Genomic DNA, 19,153 nt, shown 5'->3' with positions numbered 1-19,153 from the left:
TGAAAGTTGAAAAGAGAATAAGAGCTTATCCCAGTAGGTGTAATTGTTGCAGGCAGTTTGGACACGGACAGCGCGGAAAAACCGGAGCGTACACGAAGTACGTGAGGATATTGAGCACTGCCCAGGGCCAAACTGGCAAATAAAATAGCCTAATGGGATAGCTCTAAGGGGTACCTCCTCCCCAGGTTCACCAGGGAGGAGACAGGCATCAATCAGACGCCAACGCTGACGCTTTCAGGCAGTGTGCTGCCGCCATCAATCACGTTTTGCGTGCCAGTTAAATAACTGGACTCATCCGATGCCAGGAACGCCGCCAGTTCACCGACCTCAAGCGGGCAGGCCAGACGACGCATTGGAATCGCTTTCGCCATGTCGACTAATACGGATTCAGGATCTTCCGGGTTAGACTGACGCGCAATGCTTTCCGCCATCGGCGTACGTACGTAGCCTGGGCAAATGGCATTCACGCGAATACCGGACTGCGCATATTCTACCGCCAGGGATTTGGTCAAACCGATGATCGCGGCTTTCGACAGCGCATACGCCGTTTCGCCCGGGTCGGCCACCATATCGCCTGTTACCGATGACATCATCACGATGCGCCCGTCTTTGCGCGCAATCATCTCCGGCAGAACGGCCTTCGTCACGTTCCAGACGCCTTTAATGTTGACATCAATGTGGAAGTCGCGATCTTCATCGCTCATTTCAAGGAAGTTGCCAAGGCGACATACGCCGGCATTGTTGACCAGAATATCGATTTTGCCTTCAATCTGCTTCGCGCGTTTTACCGCTTCCGTGACCGACGCAAAATCTCTGACGTCTGCATGAACCGCTGTGCAGCGATGCCCGCGCCCAGCCAGTTCATCCGCCAGCTTTTCAATCTCATCGGAGATATCCAGCAGGATTAAGTTCGCGCCATGGCGGGCAAACGTCCTGGCGATCCCCTCGCCAATACCCTGAGATGCGCCCGTAATCAATGCTGTTTTGCCCGTGAGTTTTCCCATTTCAATATTCTCCTTTTGAATATGAAGCATTCGCTTCATTCACGCAGAAGATACAGCATTAACAAATTCATGCTGAGGAATAGCTCACTAAATCAGGTTAATTTCAGGTAAAAAAAATCCCCGTCGGAGCGGGGATTTTCAATTTGATGACAGATAAGAACGCGGTAGGCCCGGTAAGCGTTAGCGCCACCAGGCAATACCGGGATTACAGCGCCATCAGTCGATCCAACGACGGTGCAAAGTAATAGCCACCGGTGACAGGTTTGGTGAAGCGCAGCATCGCGTCGCGTTTGCCGTCGGTATCACCAAACATGCTCAGCAGTTGCTGCTCAATATTGTGCAGACGCGCACAGTAGGCGCAGAAATAGAGACCATGCGTACCGCTGGCTGTGCCGTATGGCAGGCTCTGACGCACAATTTTCAGACCCTTGCCATCTTCTTTCAGATCCACACGACTCAGGTGAGATGTTACCGGACGTTCGTCACCATCGATCTCTTCGTTGGCTTCCTTGGTACGACCAATCATCATTTCCTGGTCATGGATGCTCATGCGATTAAGCTGCTTCAGGTTATGTTCCCAACGCTGCACAAACACATAGCTGCCACCGGCATCGACGCCATCTTTGATAACGGCAACTTCACGGCGCGTTTCTTCACCTGCCGGGTTTTCCGTACCGTCAACAAAGCCGCTGAGATCGCGCTCTTCCACCCAACGGAAACCGTGGATCTCTTCTTTGACATCGATGCAGTCGCCAAACGCTTCCATGGCCGCCTGCGCAACGGAGAAGTTCACGTCATGGCGCAGCGAGAGAATATGGATCAATACGTCATACTGGGTCGCCGGAGCCAGGCCTTTACCGTAAGGGATGAAGTCCTTCAGCTCTTCCGCGCCCACGCCGCCGCTCAGCGTGCGCCAGGTATTGTTGCCAAAAGCGACAACCGCGCCCAGATGCGCATCCGGGAACTTAGCTTCAAAGGTCGCCAGCTTATCGGCGAAGGTTTTGCTGGCCGCACGCAGGGCCTCAACGTCGCCTTTAACATTGGCTTCAATCCAAATCGCCGCACGGCAATGTTCTGGCAAAATGCCACTCTGAACCTGAGACATTGTTCCTCCTGAAAAAAAGCTGCCACGACATCGTGACATTGATGGGCGTTATTCTACCTGTTTTTTTAGTGAGTCGATTTGTTCAGACGCAAATTAACGCCGCCAGATAATTTTGCTTACTTTCCACTGTTGTAGCGTATCGTCAGACGGCATTATGCCTTCAGGGCCGCTCCAGTCACCGGAAAAAATATAGCTAATATGCTGACTTCCTTCGGCTTTACACTCAACATGCGCACTGTCATCACCGGTTGCTTTCTGGCAATGTCCAAAAGCTTTAGTGTAAAGGTCGCTAAACGGTGTACCGATTTCGACACCCGCGGCTGATGCGATGTCGCTGTCCAATACATCAATGCGACCGATCGTTCCCTGGTCGCCATTGATCACCATTGCCAGCTTGTCACCTTTCATTGCCTCAAAAAAGCGCACGACGTTGCCGTTATTGGTTTTCATCCCACTACGCAGGCGATAATCGCCATCCAGAGCATCAGCAATGGCCTTTTCATCCAATGTCGTCGCACCCGTGAGTTTTCCCACGCCTTGCTCAGTGACCTCGGTCGAAGAACCAAACCAGTTCCACGGATTAGCGGCGGACCAGTTCACCGATGAGAGGGTTGAACACCCGGTCAGCACCAGCGGTATCGCGCATAACGTCAAACGCAGTGATTTCATTTCACTTCCTTCCATATTTATCAACGCTGCTTTGAGTCCGGTTTCACAAAAAAGTGCCGTTATTCTTTCTCGGGGGAAAAACAGGCACGCAAACGTTGATTGGTTAACAGCCAGACCAGCGCGACAATATCCGCCACCAGCAGCGCCAGACCAACGCCGTTGACAGGCTCGCCTGCCAGCCACATCACCGGCTGCCAGCACAGCAGCACCAGTTGAGCGAGAATCAATAATCCGCGCAGCCAGTGCCAGATTACCGGAAATGCAAAGCGTCGCCCGCTGAGTAAAAAGGCCAGCACGGCCGGAACGCCGGGAAGCAACCCCAGCCAGAACGCATCATGATCGGGATAAAACAAATTCAGCAACGTGTTGCCTTGATCGCGGGAAGAACCCGCAATCACAAACAGCACCCAGGTACGCGCCTGGAGCAGCAGAACGCACCAGAACAGAAATGGCAGGCGCAGACGCCCATGACCGTCATAGTCGGCGGGATGGAACTCAGTACTCTTCATCTTCGATTAAACGTTTACCCAGATTGAGTACATCTGCATGTTCATAGCCCAGACGCTCATACATACCCAGCACAACATCATTATCGTCACGCACCATGATTTGAATCTTCGGACAACCGCGGGCAATGAGCTTTTTCTCCAGTCGGTTCAGCAGCGCATTAGCAATACCACGCCCCCTGAACTCAGGATGCACGCCAAGGTAATAGGCGGAACCACGATGACCGTCATAGCCCCCCATCACTGTGCCGACAACTTCGCCGTTCACTTCTGCGACCAGAAACAAGCTGACGTCATGATTAACTTTGCGTTCAATGTCCATTTCCGGGTCATTCCATGGACGCAGCAGATCACAGCGCTCCCAGAGGGTGATCACCTCTTCGAAATCTTCCTGGCGAAATACGCGTATTTCCATGGTATTAGTTTCCTTTTCAGGACGTTAAAAAGCGATTATGGCGCGAACCACTGATTTAGCCAATATCTGACGCGAAGCGACGGAAAAAATGGCATAATACGGAATTGTCACGTATTGAAATGAAAAGTAAAACAATTCTTATCCCGATCCGTCGCAACGGACTACGCGATACGATATAACGTCTGGAACCTTTTTTTACAACTCAGGCCGTATGAGCACTTTTAAACCACTAAAAACACTCACATCGCGCCGCCAGGTGCTGAAAGCCGGGCTGGCCGCCCTGACGCTGTCAGGCATGTCGCAAGCCATCGCTAAAGAAGAAGCGCTAAAGACCAGTAATGGACACAGCAAACCGAAAGCCAAAAAAGCAGGGGCTAAGCGTGTTGTTGTTCTTGACCCAGGACACGGTGGTATCGACACCGGCGCCATTGGTCGCAACGGCTCGAAAGAAAAACACGTGGTGCTGGCGATTGCCAAAAACGTACGCGCGATTTTGCGCAATGAAGGAATTGATGCCCGCCTGACCCGCTCCGGCGATACCTTCATTCCACTGTACGATCGCGTTGAGATAGCCCACAAGCACGGTGCCGATCTGTTTATGTCGATTCACGCCGACGGTTTTACCAACCCCAGCGCGGCGGGGGCATCGGTCTTCGCCCTGTCCAATCGCGGCGCCAGTAGCGCCATGGCGAAGTACCTGTCCGATCGTGAAAACCGTGCCGATGAAGTCGCGGGTAAAAAGGCCACCGATAAAGACCATTTATTGCAGCAGGTACTGTTCGATTTGGTACAAACCGACACCATTAAAAACAGCCTGACGCTCGGTTCGCACATTCTTAAGAAAATCAAGCCGGTACACCGCCTGCACAGCCGCAGCACGGAACAAGCCGCGTTCGTGGTGCTAAAATCACCGTCAATTCCGTCGGTACTGGTCGAAACGTCATTCATCACCAACCCGGAAGAAGAACGGCTGCTGGGCACAACGGCATTTCGCCAGAAAATCGCCACCGCTATCGCCAATGGCATCATCAGCTATTTCCACTGGTTTGATAATCAGAAAGCACATTCGAAGAAACGTTAATCATGAAGCCCGATGCACAGCGCGTTAAACAGTTCCTGCTGAGTCTGCAGGATAATATTTGCCAGCAGTTATCTGCCGTCGATGGTGCAACGTTTGTTGAAGATAACTGGCAACGTGAAGCGGGCGGCGGTGGTCGTAGCCGGGTGCTACGTAACGGCGGTATCTTTGAACAAGCGGGGGTGAATTTCTCCCACGTACACGGTGACGCAATGCCAGCCTCAGCGACTGCACACCGGCCAGAGCTTGCCGGGCGCAGCTTTGAGGCGATGGGTGTCTCGCTGGTCGTGCATCCGCTCAATCCGTACATCCCTACCAGCCATGCCAACGTGCGTTTTTTTATCGCGGAAAAACCGGGTGCCGATCCAGTATGGTGGTTTGGCGGTGGCTTTGATTTAACGCCCTATTATGGTTTTGAAGAAGATGCCGTTCACTGGCATCGCACCGCGCTTGAACTCTGCCAACCGTTTGGTGATAACGTGTACCCGTGTTACAAAAAATGGTGCGACGACTACTTCTTTTTGAAGCACCGTAACGAGCAGCGCGGCATCGGTGGGCTGTTTTTCGATGACTTGAATACGCCAGATTTCGACCACTGCTTCGCCTTTATGCAGGCGGTCGGGCAAGGTTACACCGAGGCGTATCTGCCGATCGTCGAACGCCGCAAAGCGATGCGCTGGGGCGAGCGCGAGCGCAATTTCCAGCTTTATCGTCGCGGACGCTATGTGGAATTTAATCTGGTGTGGGACAGAGGCACGTTGTTCGGTCTGCAGACCGGCGGGCGCACCGAATCGATTTTGATGTCGATGCCGCCGCTGGTGCGCTGGGAGTATGACTGGCAGCCGGAAGCGGACAGCCCGGAAGCCGCCCTTAGCGAATTTATTCAGGTCCGCGACTGGGTGTAATTGCCTGATGGCGCTACGCTTATCAGGCCTGCAACTACAACGGTACTGCCCCGTAGGCCGGATAAGACGTAAAGCGTCGCATCCGGCACAATTCTTTCATCACGCCCACTGACGCATACGCTGATGCAGCGTCAACGAAGGTTTTTCCGCAAACAGCTGCTGGTAATCGGTAGCAAACTGCCCTAAATGCCAGAATCCCCACTGCATCGCAGCATCTTTCACCGTCGCACTTTGCGACCACGGGCTAATAAGCTCCCGGCGCACGGCATTCAGACGAATACGTTTTAACCAGGCATTCGGTCCGATACCGAGGATCGCGTGAAACGCGTTTTGCAGCGTGCGACGACTCACATGTAGCTGGTTGCACAAGTCGAGCACGGTCAGCGGCTCTGACATATTTTCCAGCACATATTCGCGCGCACGCGACAGCAGGCGGCGATAGCTCTGATGGCTGATGCTTTCAGCGGTTATCATCGGCTGAGCGTCTTCCAGCATAGTGCCCATCGCCAGAAGCAGGTTATCACCCAACACTTTGCGCACCGCCGGCTGATGAAGGTTCTCAGGATTTTCACTAAACGTCGCCAGCGCCTGTTGCACAAAGCCCCATAACGCGGCTTTATGCTGTTCTTTTACTTCTAACGCCGACTGGTTGCGCAACATATGCAACACCCTTTCCGGGTTATGCAGGAAGTTAGCCTGACGCGCAATGGTGTCTTCAGAGATAACGACCCCAAGAATGGTGTAATCATCCGGTGTGCTCAGCTCAAACTCCGTTCCGCCTGGGCGGGTCGCAATTTCAGCACTGCCAAGGCATTGCGTACCAATAAATCCCTGCTCGCCGCGGGTAGCCGGAATACCAAACCAGAACGAGTTCGGCCAGACCAGGCATGACTGGCGCAGCGCAAGACCGGTGTATTCACGGAACACCTGAATATCATCAAGCAGGATTTCCGTGAACTCGCCATGAAATTTTCCCGGATGCAGTTGATCGTAAATCTGCTGCCAGGCGGTAATCGTCAGGGCATGCTCATACACATCTGTTGTTCGCCGTTGGTGAACGTTGTCCACCTCCACCTTCGGCGTAAGTTTAACGTCTTCGGGTAATGCTTCATGATAAAGATGGTGCAGGTTTGCAGTACGGGTCTTTTTCATGATCTTTTAAGCCGGAAGCTTCAATGAAGCCCCCGGCCCTCCGACAGGTTAATTTTTTAAGCGATAGCGACTACTGCGTTTACGCAACGCTCCGTCAGAAAAGAGCTGTTCCAGCGCATTTCTGGCTTTATCAAGTGACCAGCCAAAGTGCGCGGCCACCTCCCCTGCCGTCATTCCTTGACGGGTTGATGCCAACAACGCCTGGAGCTCATCAGAAGATTCAGATGTCACAGGCGCTTCCTGCGTCTTTTCCGCTTTGGCTTCTGGTTTCATTTCTGGCTTCGGTGCGGGTTTCTTCGGCGCACGTTTAAAACCGCCGATCAGCCACTGGGTGTCATCATCCGGCCGCCCTATCTCCTTACGGCTGATAACACGGCCTGTACGCGCAGCAGCAGCACTGCCGGCATCCAGCGCAGCACGGCACGCCGCCAGATCGCCTTCCACCACCAGCGTCAGCCTGCCAGGATCGAGCACTTCGTGGCTAAGCAGTCGCACGTTCGCAGCTTTCAGCATGGCGTCTGCAGCATCTACAGCCGCAACCATGCCATCCACTTCCAGTAATCCCAGTGCATTGATCATCACAACCTCTCTTACGCGCGTTGTACCGGATTACGAGCAATATCCAGAACGGCATCGGCAAAGGCGTTACACGCGGCTTTACAGGCGGCCTGACTACCGGTCAAAAACGCCGCTGAGTAGTTGGTTTCTGACGGTGGCGGAACGTAGGTCACCAGCTGTACATCGGCAGATTTCAGTGCAGCATCAATACCGAATGTCGCCTCCAGCGGCGGTGCCACCAGATAAGCCATCGGATCGCCAAGTCGACATCCCGCTGTCGCAGAAAGATACGAACCCGTACGCGATACGACGTGCGCCAGGAAGGCGGTATTTTCTGCGTCATTTGCCCACTGGAACGCCGCGCCGCTTTCAATATTGGCAACCATAGCGTCCAGGCCCGCACGAACTTCAGCCGGGTTCGGCCCGCCGAGCATAATCAGCACTTCACCTGCGGTTGGAGAAGGTCCGTGCGCCGCACCGGCATACAATGAGCGGCCATAAACCACCTCTACCATCGCCTGTTTTGTCGCTTCGTCTGCGGCAATATACGCCACATCATCAGAATCTGCTGTGATGAGCCCGAGGCTACGTATATGTGGCGGCAACTTAAGTTCGCGAGCAAAACCGTCATTTACCGAGGCAATCACGCGCATCGCGGTGACTGAGGGTCTTATCAAATCTAATGCTGGCATGATGCCTCCTTAACGGGTCATATTGATGCCGGATGCTTTTTGCTCCAGCATGCGCTTGGCCAAATCGACGATTACCGCAGCCGCTTCTACCGGAGGCGTACCGCCCTGGTGAATGTTCGAGATACAGGTGCGGTCAGCTTCAACGGTAGTCGCCACGCGCGGTGAATACACCGCGTAGCAGGAAAGGCTCTCCGACTGGCCGAGGCCCGGACGTTCACCCACCAGCAGGATCACCGCTTTCGCTCCCAGCAGTTCGCCAATCTGATCTTCGATTTTTACGCGACCATAGCGAACAAAGAACGGCGTACCGACCTTCAGCCCGGCTTGCTTTAAACCCGACAGCAGCGGCGGCAGGATCTCTTCGTAGTTGGCGGTGATCGCATCGGTAGACAGGCCATCAGAAATAATCACCTGCACATCCGGGTTAGCCACACACTGCGATTTCAACGCTTCAATGGCTTCCGCACTCAGACGACGGCCCATATCCGGGCGGGTCAGGTACAGGTTTTTGTCACTGATTTCCGAGCGCACTTCCAGCAAACCTTGCGCTTTCACCCACTCTTCCGGCACTTCTTTCAGCACGGTATCTTTCGAGCGTGAGTGGTCAGCCAGGAAGCGCAGCAGCGCCTGAGTACGCGGGCGAGGACCGGCACGGCCGGTACATACGCGTGCTGCAGTACTGCGACGCAGTTCAGTCAACACGTCCGCACGGTGTGGATTTTCAACGCCAATCCACGCTTTGGCTTCAGCAGAACCTAAGTCCATCGCACAGCTTTCACCTGTCGGCGCAGCACACTGCGTGGTGCTGCATTTCGCTTCCGGTGACGGTGCCTGAGCCTGCGGCTGTGACTCACCCATTGACGCCATTACGCTGCGTACAATTTCTTCAATCTGTTTTTGATCCATCGTGTGTCATCCCCGCGTCATCAGAAGAACAGTGACGGATCGCCCGCCCGTTTGGTCAGGCGACCGTTTGCCATAATGCCCATGGTTTCCAGCCAGCGTTCAAACTCCGGCGACGGACGCAGGTTCAGCAGCTGACGCACGGTCGCGGTATCGTGGAATGCGGTGGTCTGGTAGTTGAGCATGATGTCGTCACCGAGCGGCATGCCCATGATGTAGTTGCAGCCAGCGGTGGCGAGCAGAATCATCAGGTTTTCGTTGAGGTTCTGGTCAGCATCAGCATGGTTGGTGTAGCAGCAGTCACAGCCCATTGAGATGCCGCTCAGCTTGCCCATGAAGTGGTCTTCCAGACCGGCACGAATGATCTGACGGTCGTTGTAGAGATACTCTGGTCCGATAAAGCCGACCACGGTGTTCACCAGGAACGGATCGTAGTGACGTGCCAGCCCGTAGTTACGCGCTTCCATCGTCACCTGATCGGCACCAAAGTTAGCGCCAGCAGAAAGCGCAGACCCTTGTCCGGTTTCGAAGTACAGGCAGTTTTCCCCGGCGATACGGTTAAACTCTGCTCCCACGGCACGCGCTTCATCCAGCATTGCTAACTCAACGCCAAACTCTTTTAAGCCTTTTTCACTGCCACAGATACTCTGGAAAATCAGCCCGCCCGGCGCGCCGCGACGAATTGCTTCAATCTGCGTGGTGACGTGCGCCAGTACGCAGCCCTGGGTCGGAATGTTAAATTTGTCGATGACGCCATACACGGTATCGAGGACGCGGCTTAAGTTCTCCACATCATCGGTTACCGGGTTGACGCCGATGACCGCATCACCCGCACCGAAGGAAAGACCTTCATAGATCTGAGCGGCGATACTCTGTACATCGTCACGGGTATCGTTCGGCTGCAAACGGCAGCTAAAGGTGCCCGGCAGACCAATGGTGGTGTTCGCCTTTTTGATCACCGGCATTTTCTTGCCGCCGTAGATCAGGTCCGCGTTGGAACAGATTTTAGCCACCGCAGCAACGACTTCCGACGTTAACCCTTTGCGCGTAAACGCAATGTCATCGACAGAGGTTTCATCACTCAGCACATACTCGCGCAGCTCACTGATACTCCAGTTTTTGATGCGGTTATAGGCCGTTTCGTTGACGTCATCCTGAATCAGACGCGTTACACAGTCTTCCTCATAGGAAATCACCGGGTTGTTGCGAACATCCGCCACCGTCATTTCCGACAACACCTGCTTGGCCGCCACGCGCTCCTGCGAGCTTGTTGCGGCTACACCTGCCAGCACATCCCCCGAACGCAGTTCGTTGGCTTTTGCCAGCACCTCTTTTACATCCTTAAACTGATAAACATTGCCGAACAATGTGGTCTTTAGTTTCATAAGTCGTTCCCTCAGGAAGGAAATGCGAGTGATTTCACCGTCACCGGCACAACCGATCCGCCAAAAAGAGGCGTACCAATGTCGATATAGTCCCCCGCCCGGACAACCACCTCATCGATGACTGCCAGCGGGTGTTGCTGTAACTGTGGGCGTAACAGCATGCCCAGGGCTTTACCAAAATCCTGCTCGGCTACCACCAGCAGGGGATGCGGATTCGGATAACGCGCGACGAAGGCCAGCAGCGCGTCAATAACCGTTAACAGTGCGGCGTAACGCACCGGTAACGAACCGGGCAGCGCCAGCACATAAGCATCAGTTTGTGGATCCAGATCGAGCTGCATCAACGCCTGCAGCCAGGCAGCAACCAAATCGGATTCGTCCACCGGAATCGCCACCGGCAGATTGCGCAGCGGAAGCTGAACGCCCTCCAGCCAGATGGTGCTGCCCGAAAGCGACAGCGTATGCGCACCAGCGCCAATCACCGTGGCGCGCACGGTCTGCGCCGGGAACTGCACGTTCATCTCACGCAGGCGCGGATGCTCATGCAGCGCCGTGGCGAGCAGTGGCCCGATGTCGGAAAAACAGAACGGATCGGCAGGTTGGTTGCGGTAGCACTCGCCCACCCCGCCGGACAACGTAATCACTTCCGGTTTCGCGCCCGCAGGCAGCAGACCGGTTTGCATCAGCGCCTGCGCCAGTGGTGAAAGCGTGCCTTCAATTACTTCCACAATCAGCGCCGCCATCCGTCGCGCCACCTGAACCAGTTGCGTGGCGTTAAGCGAACGCGCATCGGTGCCAGGGCCAAAAACGTCATCGACAATCATCTGTCCCGGCTGATGCGCGTGAACCACGCGCCCCTGGCCGTCCGTTTCCAGCAGACGCCCACCGACGTTCAGGCAGGCCGAACCGCTGACTTTTCCCGCGTCGAATAGCACGTAGTTCGACGTACCGCCACCGATGTCGATATTCAGTACGCGGCACAACTTCTGCTCGGACAGGGTTTGTGCCCCCGCGCCGTGACCGGCAATCACCGATTCCAGATGCGGACCGGCGCTGGCCACCACGAAATCGCCCAACGACTGGGAGAGCGTCATCACCGCCGGACGCGCATTGCGGGTTTTCGCACTTTCCCCGGTGATGATGATTGCGCCGGAATCGACGGTTTCTGGTGCGATACCCGCCGCCTGATACTGAGCGAGGATCAGTGCCTTAAGTTCGGCCTCTTTCAACCCGCCCTGCTTATCAACGGGGGTAAAGAACACCGGGCTTTGCCAGCTAATTTCGCGTTTGATGAATTCGTAGCGCGGCACCTGCGACACTGCCGCACGGTTGACCAACTCAAGGCGGGAGAAGATCACCTGAGTGGTGGTGGTGCCGATATCGATACCGACGCTCAGTAGCTGGCGAGTATTCACGATTGCGCCTCCGGGTTGGTTTCTACTTCAGCTGGCACATCTTCATCTTTCGGTACCAACAGCATAGCCACACCAATCGCCGTCACGCCGCCAATCAGCTTGCCGACAATCATCGGGAAGATCATGGCGTTCATGTTCGCTGCGGCGAAGCCTAAGTGGTCACCCAGTGCAAAGGCCGCGGAGACCGCAAAGGCGCAGTTGATCACTTTGCCGCGGGTATCCATATTCTTCATCATGCCGAACATTGGGATGTTGTTCGCCAGCGTCGCGACCATACCGGCAGCCGCAATATTATTGATTTTTAACAGGTTACCGACACTCATCAGCGGTTTTTCAAACCAGCGAGTCAGCAGCAGTACCATTGGATACGCACCGAGCAGTACGCAGGAAATAGAACCGATAACTTCGATGGCGCGCATCACTTCACCCGGCTTGTCGCCCGGAGCCATGAAGATAGGATCAAGACCTGGGATCAGCTCCCAGCCGAGCAGGAATTTGACCACCGCTGCTGCCAGGCCGATGGTGATCAGCGCCACCAGGAATTTCGCGAAGATCTGGAAGCCGTTGATCATTTTTTCCGGGATGAATTTCAGTCCCAGCGCCACCAGCACAGCCACGATCAACACCGGGATCATATTCATCAGGATCAGCGCGAAGGTGAATTCCACCGGCTGTCCGTTGATTTCGACGCCGGAGTACATCGCAATCAAACCGCCCGCAATACAACCAATCGGAATGGTGACGATACCCGCCAGCACGCCCAGCGCCAGATAACGGCGGTCAGACGGTTCAATAATCCCCAGTGCAACCGGAATGGAGAAGACCAGCGTCGGCCCCATCATCGCCCCGAGGATCAGGCCAGAATACAGCCACGCCGCAACGTCGCCGCCCGCCAGTTCTTTCGCCAGGAAGAAGCCGCCCATATCGCACGCCAGCAGCGTTCCGGCAAACATCGACGGGTTCGCGCCCAACATTTCATACAGCGGAATAATCACTGGCCCGAGCACATGCGCCAGTACCGGCGCCAGCGCGGTCATACCAACCATCGCCAGGCCCAGCGCGCCCATCGCCATAAAACCTTCTTCAAACTGGCCGCCCGATCCCTCAATACTCTTACCGAACTTGCCGAGGAAGCGTGCCGAACCGCCGAACTGCGACAGGATCCTGTCCACGGCGGCAATCAGCATAAAGAACATCATGATGTACATGATGATTTCGTTAATTCCCATAGCCCCTACTCCCTGTCATTTGTGATTTGTAGGCCGGATAAGACGTTTACGTCGCCTCCGGCATTAACGCCGTGTTATTGCCGGATGGCGGTGCGAGCACCTTATCCGGCCTACAGGCATTACCCGGCAGCCGCGTACAGGTCGATGATCTGTGCCTGCGTGGCGGTCCGTGGGTTACTGCGAATACAAATATCCTCCAGCGCGGCGTGAGCCCATGCGCTGTAATGCTCGGGCTTTGCCCCAACGTCAGAGAGTCGTTTGGTCTGGCCCACTTCGCTAATCAACTCACCGACCGCGTTGATGGCATCGCGATCGTCCGATTTCTTATTGGTTAATGCCCGCCCGATATGGCTGAAGCGTTCGCGACACACCATGCGGTTAAACCCCATTACCGTGGGCAGCAGCATGGCATTAGCCTGTCCGTGCGGGATGTGCAGCGTCGCCCCCGGCTGGTGCGCCATTGCGTGGCATAAGCCCAGCCCGGCACTGGAAAACGCCATTCCGGCCATACAGGAGGCCAGTAACATGCTTTCGCGTGCCGCCAAATCCTGACCGTAGCCGACGGCCTTCGGCAGCGATTTGCCGATCATCGCAATCGCGCCAATCGCTAGGCTGTCGGTAAACGGCGTCGCGTTCAGCGCGCTATAGGCTTCCACTGCATGGGTCAGCGCATCAATTCCGGTCATTGCTGTCACGTGCGCGGGCACACCTTCCGTCAGCGCGGCATCCAGAATCGCCACATCCGGCATCAGGGTTGCATGCGCCAGCACTTTCTTCAGCCCGGTCGCGGCATCAATAATCACCGTGACGTTGGTGGTTTCTGAGCCTGTTCCGGCGGTAGTCGGTACAGCAATCAGTGGCAACCGCGGACGTAACACGCTGCGTTCGTCCATGTCAGCCAGCGTCTGGGTCGGGTTGGTCACCAGCAGTGCGACCGCTTTGGCCGCATCCAGTACGGAACCGCCGCCAAAGGCCACGACGCCGTCGCACTTCGATTCACGCAGTTGCTCTACCGCCGCACAGACATCAGTGATGCACGGCTCGCCCACCGGGCACGGCCACAGCGTCATCGCCACACCTTTCATCGCCAGGCTACGCTCAAGCGAGGCCGTCATTCCCGCCTGATGCAGGAAGCTATCCACCATGACGAACATATGCGTCAGTCCGCGCGTTTGCGCTTCCTGCCCGCAGGTGCTGAGCGCACCCAACCCGCACAATGTGACAGGGGGAACACTAAACGTTTTAACGCGTTGCAGATTCAGGGTGTCGAATGCCTGAAAGAGCGCGGTCTGCAATTCAGCTTGCATAGATTCCTTCCGCTTTTTCTTTTCCGCTATTTGCAATCGCCAGCGGGGTCATGAACAGGCTGTGCTGCGGTAAGTGCACTTGCAGTTCCGGAAAACGCTTACGGAACAGCTCATCGACTCCCGGCTGCATGCAGGAACCACCGGCCAGCCATAAATCGGTAACTCCCTGTCCTGCAATATGGTGAGCTACGATTTCCGCCATCTTTTCGTAGACCGGCTTCACCACCGGCCAAATTTCTTTACCGTTGCTGCGCTTGTACTGCTCAGCTTCTTCGAGCTGAATACGACGATTTCCGGCCAGCGTCAGGGAAATGTGGTGTCCACCGGTCGCTTCATCGGCGGAGTAGGTCACCTTGCCCTGTTTAACAATGGCAATCCCGGTGGTTCCGCCACCGATATCCACCACGCCAGCATTATCGAGTTGCAACAGATCCGCCACCGCGGTCGGCTCGTCTAACACATGACTCACGTCAAGCCCGGCGGATTCCAGCACGTTGATGGAGATACGCGGGTCGGTTCCCGGTGGGAATGAAGTCGCCGCATGGGTAAAACGGCAACCTAACTGTTGTTCAAGCGTATCGAGATGGCGACGAACGATGGTCACCGCACCGAAGAAATCCCAAACGATGCCATCGCGCACAACATCAGCCCAGTCCAGACAGACCGCAACCGGCTGCCCATCGCTGTCGACAACCATCGACACCACATCACATGTTCCCAAATCAACGCCCAGCCACAGCGGTGATTCGCTCACGGCAGGCGTCTGGTTACATAGCGTTGCCGCTTTTTGCAGTCTGGGTGTGAGCCAACGTTGCTCGTCGTGCGCCATCTCTTTCTCCCTATAGCCTGATGGGCTAACTGTTATACGATGCGAAACGCATCCACCAACACACAGCGACGCAGACGCACAAACGTGCGCGCACTGGTCACCCCTTCCCCGGTTGGCGTGGTAATGGTCATCGTGGTCCAGCCTTCGCCGCCGAGTCCCAGGCCAGCAATACACGGCCCGTTCTTGACGAAAATGCTGGTATCAATGGCGTTGGCCATGCGGTTCATGTTGTCGATATTGCGCGAGTGCATCGCCGCCGTGTGGTGGCAACCACCTTCAAGCGCGACGGCCAGATCAATGGCCTCATCAACATTGGCAACCCGCACCACCGGCAGTACCGGCATCATCAGTTCGGTGACAGCGAATGGATGCGTGGCCGAGGTTTCGACGAATAACAACCGGGTTTGATCCGGTACGTTCAGGCCAATCGCCGCAGCGATTTTCCCGGCGTCACGCCCTACCCAGTCACGGCTGACCGTACCTTTGCCGCGCTCATCAACATTTTTCAGCAGCACCGGTTGCAGCTGTTCGGCCTGAGCCGTAGTCAGCTTGACCGCATGCTGGCTTTCCATCAGACGCATCAGCTCATCAGCGACACTGTCGACAACAATCAGCACTTTTTCGTCGGCACAAATGATGTTGTTATCAAACGAGGCGCCTTTAACGATGGACTGCGCGGCGCGAACCAGATCGGCCGTTTCATCGACCACCACTGGCGGATTACCCGCACCGGCGGCAATCAGACGTTTGTTGGTGTGCTTACGTGCCGATTCCACTACCGCTTCGCCGCCGGTTACCACCAGCAGGCCGATGCCAGGGTACTTGAACAGACGCTGAGCGGTTTCGATATCCGGGTTGGCAACGGTGACCAGCAGATTCGCCGGGCCACCCGCAGCAACCACCGCCTGGTTGAGCAAAGTGATGGCGCGCTGAGAAACACGCTTCGCCGCCGGGTGCGGGGCAAAGACCACGCTGTTGCCCGCGGCAATCAGGCTGATGGCGTTGTTAATGACGGTAGCCGCCGGGTTGGTGGACGGTGTCACCGAAGCCACCACGCCCCACGGCGCGTTTTCAATCAAGGTCAGGCCGTTATCGCCGGTCAGAACCTGTGGAGACAGACATTCCACACCCGGCGTGCCACGGGCCTGAGCCACGTTTTTGGCAAATTTATCTTCAACGCGTCCCATGCCGGTTTCACTAACGGCAAGTTCCGCTAATTCTCTGGCGTGTTTTTCGCCCGCTTCACGAATAGCGTGAATGGCCAGTTGGCGCATAGCGACGCTTTTCAGCCCCTGCTGGGCCAGTTTTGCAGCCGCCACCGCGTCATCCAGGGAGGCAAAAACGCCCATTTCTTGAACGGCACTGACGGGCTGGCTGCTGTCTTTCATTTTCAGCAGTACCGCTTTCACGACCTGTTCAATATCCTGTTGATTCATGATTTTCTGCCTTATTTATGGAAGATCACCTGACCACCTGCCACCACTTCATCGACAATGCCAATCACGCACAAATCGACAGGCGATGATTCGTTATGGTGCGCCTGACGGGCTGAGCTTCCGCTGACCAGCAGCACCCACTCTCCGTTTCCCGCCCCGATGCTGTCGATCGCAACAGCACACTGCCCGTCAGGATTTCCCTGGGCATCAATCATTTCCACCATCAGCAACTTATCGTGCGCGAGTCCCTGATGGCGTACGGTACAAACGATTTGTCCTGTGACGATTGCCAGTTTCATACCCGCCTCCGTGGCATATTTCAGGTAAAAGCTCCCCCTACCCTCCGCAGAAGGTAATGTGAAAAGGAGAGAGGGTGACGCCAGCAATGATGTGGCGTCACATGGACGACTTACATGTCGTTGCTGTCGCCTTTAAAGCTGATCGGGAACACTTCTTCCAGATCGCCGTGCGGACGCGGGATCACGTGTACAGAAACCAGTTCACCAATGCGCTGTGCTGCAGCAGCACCTGCGTCCGTTGCCGCTTTACATGCCGCTACGTCGCCACGGACCATGGCAGTAACCAGACCGCCACCGATCTGCTTCACGCCAACCAGCTTCACGCGTGCCGCTTTAACCATTGCGTCAGAAGCCTCAATCAGTGCAACCAGGCCCCGGGTTTCAATCATTCCTAATGCTTCCATTGTGCTTTCCTCTCATTAAGGGGTCCAGAACGGGACCTAAACAACCAGTGTGTGCGAGGCGTTTTTACGACTCACGTCAGTCTGGCGCGGCACTGCTGCCACCAACGCCAGTTCGATAATTTCCTGTACGCTACAGCCGCGAGAAAGGTCATGAAGCGGTGCGGCAAGTCCTTGAATCAACGGACCGACGGCACGATACCCTCCCAGGCGCTGAGCGATTTTGTAACCAATGTTGCCTGCCTCCAGTGACGGGAAGACCATCACATTGGCATTGCCGTGTAGCGGACTGGCAGGCGCTTTTTGCGCGGCGACATCCGGTACAAAAGCGGCATCAAACTGCAGTTCACCATCAACAATAAGCTGCGGTGCGCGTTCACGAACGATGTCCGTGGCCTGCTGCACGTTGGCAACGTTAGGATGGCGCGCGCTGCCATTACTTGAAAAGGACAGCATGGCGACACGCGGTTCTTCTCCGGTAATGGCCTGCCAGGTCTGCGCGCTGGCAATCGCAATATCCGCCAGTTGTGCAGCAGTTGGCTGCGGCACCACGCTGCAATCGGCGAACCCTAATGACGGCCCGAGGTACTGCGGCAGCATCAGGAAAATTGACGACAGCGTTTTGCATCCTGGCTGTAGCCCAATGATGCGTAGCCCTGCGCGCAGCACATTCGCGGTTGAGGACAGGTTGCCGGCAATACAAACATCGGCTTTACCCGCGCTGACCATCGCGGCGGCGAACATTAGCGGATCGTTGAGTTTCTCAAGTGCATCTGGCGGCGTTTTCTCTCCCGCACGAGCCAGCCAACGCAGCGCAAATTCCTCTCGCATCGGCTGATTGCTTTGTGGGTCGATCACCTGAATACCGTCCATTGCCACGCGATGGCTGAGGGCAAACTGGCGCAGCGCAAATGGGCTGGCGACGAGAATGGGATGCGCCAGGCCGTGCTGATGCAGGTAGTTCGCGGCTTTCAACACCCGAACATCCAGCGCATCCGGGAACACCACCCGTGCCGGTGAGCGCTGAGCGAGTTGGCGAGCACGTTCAATGATCATTGCTTCTCCCCCAGTCGCTGTTGGATTTGGCTGATGCTCAGCGGGTGCTTCGCCACGCTCAGAATCATCATCACGTAGACCGTACTCGACAGGCGATTCAGCGCCTGCAGAATGTCCGGTCGCAATACTTCAAAACTGCGGGTGATAAACACCTGCGCCGCCACGGTTTCCGTTTCACGGACTTTGGTACGCAGCAGATTAAGCAGCGCAGAATCGCGTCCATGGCTGGCTTCAGGCACCAGATGATCATGATCCAGATAGCGCAATGGCTGATGCGACAGGCGGTGCAAGTCTTCATCGCTTAAACCGACGATTGACTGTGCGGTCAGCGGTTCGTCCATGGCATCAGCACGCATGATGTTGCCCAAACGTGAGCGGATATCCGCCAGCCATGGCTGCCACGGCTCCGCCAGTTCAATCTGCAGCCACACCGCCAGACCAATGGTGCTGTCCAGCGCCGCACGAAATCCCAGCCGCGGATCGCTTTTGGCGACCATCTTGTCTGCCGTCAGATGTGTCAGCGTGTCAGGCTTCTTCATCACCGGTTGATGACACAGTTCGCAACTGGCCTGTGGATGCGTATCGCTACTGGTTAAACCATGCACCGGCTGCGGCTGCTGTTCTTCGTCATCGATAAACAGACTGCCCTGCTCGTCGATAAACTTAATGCGCAGATGTCGGCTTTCCAGTAATTCCCGGGCAGACGGCGTCAGGCGAGCGTCAGCGGGGAGATGAATTTCAGCCCCTTCGCTGAGCGTATGATTCGCTCTTAGCCATGCTTCGGTAATGAAATCCTTCATACATCCGCC

The 19,153-nt window shown here is 55.8% G+C and carries 21 protein-coding genes; 2 read left to right on the top strand and 19 right to left on the bottom strand.

Features of this window, described 5'->3' with window-relative positions; translation table 11 throughout:
- Window positions 1-212: 212 nt before the first annotated feature.
- The 5 genes from ucpA to HV261_RS09485 form a co-directional block, all read right to left on the bottom strand.
- Window positions 213-1,004 (bottom strand): SDR family oxidoreductase UcpA, encoded by a 792-nt coding sequence (gene ucpA, locus HV261_RS09505; protein WP_202038116.1) that lies wholly within the window; start codon window positions 1,002-1,004, stop codon window positions 213-215.
- 205 nt (window positions 1,005-1,209) lie between these two features.
- Window positions 1,210-2,109, bottom strand: a complete 900-nt coding sequence (yfeX, locus tag HV261_RS09500; protein WP_137384731.1) for a porphyrinogen peroxidase — start codon at window positions 2,107-2,109, stop codon at window positions 1,210-1,212.
- 93 nt (window positions 2,110-2,202) lie between these two features.
- Complete coding sequence (locus HV261_RS09495; RefSeq protein ID WP_202038115.1) at window positions 2,203-2,778, bottom strand: RpoE-regulated lipoprotein; 576 nt, start codon at window positions 2,776-2,778, stop codon at window positions 2,203-2,205.
- 59 nt (window positions 2,779-2,837) lie between these two features.
- On the bottom strand, window positions 2,838-3,287 hold the full coding sequence (locus HV261_RS09490) for a DUF2919 domain-containing protein (RefSeq protein ID WP_202038114.1): 450 nt from the start codon (window positions 3,285-3,287) through the stop codon (window positions 2,838-2,840).
- Entirely contained in the window at window positions 3,274-3,699 is a 426-nt protein-coding gene (locus HV261_RS09485; RefSeq protein WP_045445951.1) for a GNAT family acetyltransferase, read from the bottom strand. The genes HV261_RS09490 and HV261_RS09485 overlap by 14 nt, the downstream gene beginning before the upstream one ends.
- A 211-nt stretch (window positions 3,700-3,910) precedes the next feature.
- Here HV261_RS09485 and amiA point away from each other — a divergent pair, with 211 nt between their 5' ends.
- Window positions 3,911-4,780, top strand: a complete 870-nt coding sequence (gene amiA / locus HV261_RS09480; protein ID WP_202038113.1) for an N-acetylmuramoyl-L-alanine amidase AmiA — start codon at window positions 3,911-3,913, stop codon at window positions 4,778-4,780.
- 2 nt (window positions 4,781-4,782) lie between these two features.
- Window positions 4,783-5,682: an oxygen-dependent coproporphyrinogen oxidase gene (hemF, locus tag HV261_RS09475; RefSeq protein WP_202038112.1), complete on the top strand. Its 900-nt coding sequence runs from the start codon at window positions 4,783-4,785 to the stop codon at window positions 5,680-5,682.
- A gap of 99 nt (window positions 5,683-5,781) precedes the next feature.
- Here hemF and eutR read toward each other — a convergent pair whose 3' ends face one another.
- The 14 genes from eutR to eutT all read right to left on the bottom strand — a co-directional run bounded on the left by eutR (window position 5,782) and on the right by eutT (window position 19,144).
- Window positions 5,782-6,834 carry an HTH-type transcriptional regulator EutR gene (eutR, locus tag HV261_RS09470; RefSeq protein ID WP_137384736.1) on the bottom strand — a complete coding sequence of 351 codons (1,053 nt, stop codon included), beginning with the start codon at window positions 6,832-6,834 and terminating at the stop codon, window positions 5,782-5,784.
- A 48-nt stretch (window positions 6,835-6,882) separates the two neighbouring features.
- Entirely contained in the window at window positions 6,883-7,413 is a 531-nt protein-coding gene (eutK, locus tag HV261_RS09465) for an ethanolamine utilization microcompartment protein EutK (RefSeq protein WP_202038111.1), read from the bottom strand.
- An 11-nt stretch (window positions 7,414-7,424) separates the two neighbouring features.
- A complete protein-coding gene (eutL, locus tag HV261_RS09460) occupies window positions 7,425-8,084 on the bottom strand; it encodes an ethanolamine utilization microcompartment protein EutL (RefSeq protein ID WP_198903394.1) in 660 nt (219 codons plus the stop codon).
- Window positions 8,085-8,093: 9 nt separating this feature from the next.
- Window positions 8,094-8,990 (bottom strand): ethanolamine ammonia-lyase subunit EutC, encoded by an 897-nt coding sequence (gene eutC, locus HV261_RS09455; RefSeq protein WP_202038110.1) that lies wholly within the window; start codon window positions 8,988-8,990, stop codon window positions 8,094-8,096.
- A 20-nt stretch (window positions 8,991-9,010) separates the two neighbouring features.
- A complete protein-coding gene (eutB, locus tag HV261_RS09450; protein ID WP_202038109.1) occupies window positions 9,011-10,372 on the bottom strand; it encodes an ethanolamine ammonia-lyase subunit alpha in 1,362 nt (453 codons plus the stop codon).
- Window positions 10,373-10,383: 11 nt separating this feature from the next.
- Window positions 10,384-11,787 carry an ethanolamine ammonia-lyase reactivating factor EutA gene (gene eutA / locus HV261_RS09445; RefSeq protein ID WP_202038108.1) on the bottom strand — a complete coding sequence of 468 codons (1,404 nt, stop codon included), beginning with the start codon at window positions 11,785-11,787 and terminating at the stop codon, window positions 10,384-10,386.
- On the bottom strand, window positions 11,784-13,016 hold the full coding sequence (gene eutH / locus HV261_RS09440) for an ethanolamine utilization protein EutH (RefSeq protein WP_003835043.1): 1,233 nt from the start codon (window positions 13,014-13,016) through the stop codon (window positions 11,784-11,786). The genes eutA and eutH overlap by 4 nt, the downstream gene beginning before the upstream one ends.
- A gap of 119 nt (window positions 13,017-13,135) precedes the next feature.
- The gene (eutG, locus tag HV261_RS09435) at window positions 13,136-14,323 is read right to left on the bottom strand and encodes an ethanolamine utilization ethanol dehydrogenase EutG (protein WP_202038107.1); all 1,188 of its coding nucleotides are present in this window, start codon (window positions 14,321-14,323) and stop codon (window positions 13,136-13,138) included.
- Complete coding sequence (gene eutJ, locus HV261_RS09430; protein WP_202038106.1) at window positions 14,313-15,152, bottom strand: ethanolamine utilization protein EutJ; 840 nt, start codon at window positions 15,150-15,152, stop codon at window positions 14,313-14,315. Before eutJ ends, eutG begins: the two co-directional genes overlap by 11 nt.
- Window positions 15,153-15,184: 32 nt before the next feature.
- Window positions 15,185-16,588, bottom strand: coding sequence for an aldehyde dehydrogenase family protein (locus HV261_RS09425; protein WP_202038105.1), 1,404 nt, complete (start codon window positions 16,586-16,588; stop codon window positions 15,185-15,187).
- 11 nt (window positions 16,589-16,599) lie between these two features.
- Entirely contained in the window at window positions 16,600-16,887 is a 288-nt protein-coding gene (gene eutN / locus HV261_RS09420) for an ethanolamine utilization microcompartment protein EutN (RefSeq protein ID WP_137384744.1), read from the bottom strand.
- A gap of 110 nt (window positions 16,888-16,997) precedes the next feature.
- On the bottom strand, window positions 16,998-17,291 hold the full coding sequence (gene eutM / locus HV261_RS09415) for an ethanolamine utilization microcompartment protein EutM (RefSeq protein ID WP_003835054.1): 294 nt from the start codon (window positions 17,289-17,291) through the stop codon (window positions 16,998-17,000).
- A gap of 36 nt (window positions 17,292-17,327) precedes the next feature.
- Window positions 17,328-18,344 carry a phosphate acetyltransferase gene (gene pta, locus HV261_RS09410; RefSeq protein WP_202038104.1) on the bottom strand — a complete coding sequence of 339 codons (1,017 nt, stop codon included), beginning with the start codon at window positions 18,342-18,344 and terminating at the stop codon, window positions 17,328-17,330.
- A complete protein-coding gene (gene eutT / locus HV261_RS09405; RefSeq protein ID WP_202038103.1) occupies window positions 18,341-19,144 on the bottom strand; it encodes an ethanolamine utilization cob(I)yrinic acid a,c-diamide adenosyltransferase EutT in 804 nt (267 codons plus the stop codon). Before eutT ends, pta begins: the two co-directional genes overlap by 4 nt.
- Between the last annotated feature and the right edge of the window lie 9 nt (window positions 19,145-19,153).

The sequence above is a fragment of the Citrobacter sp. RHBSTW-00671 genome, assembly GCF_014103415.1.
In the GTDB taxonomy this organism is placed as follows: Bacteria; Pseudomonadota; Gammaproteobacteria; order Enterobacterales; family Enterobacteriaceae; genus Citrobacter.
This window is presented reverse-complemented; position numbering and strand designations above follow the sequence as displayed.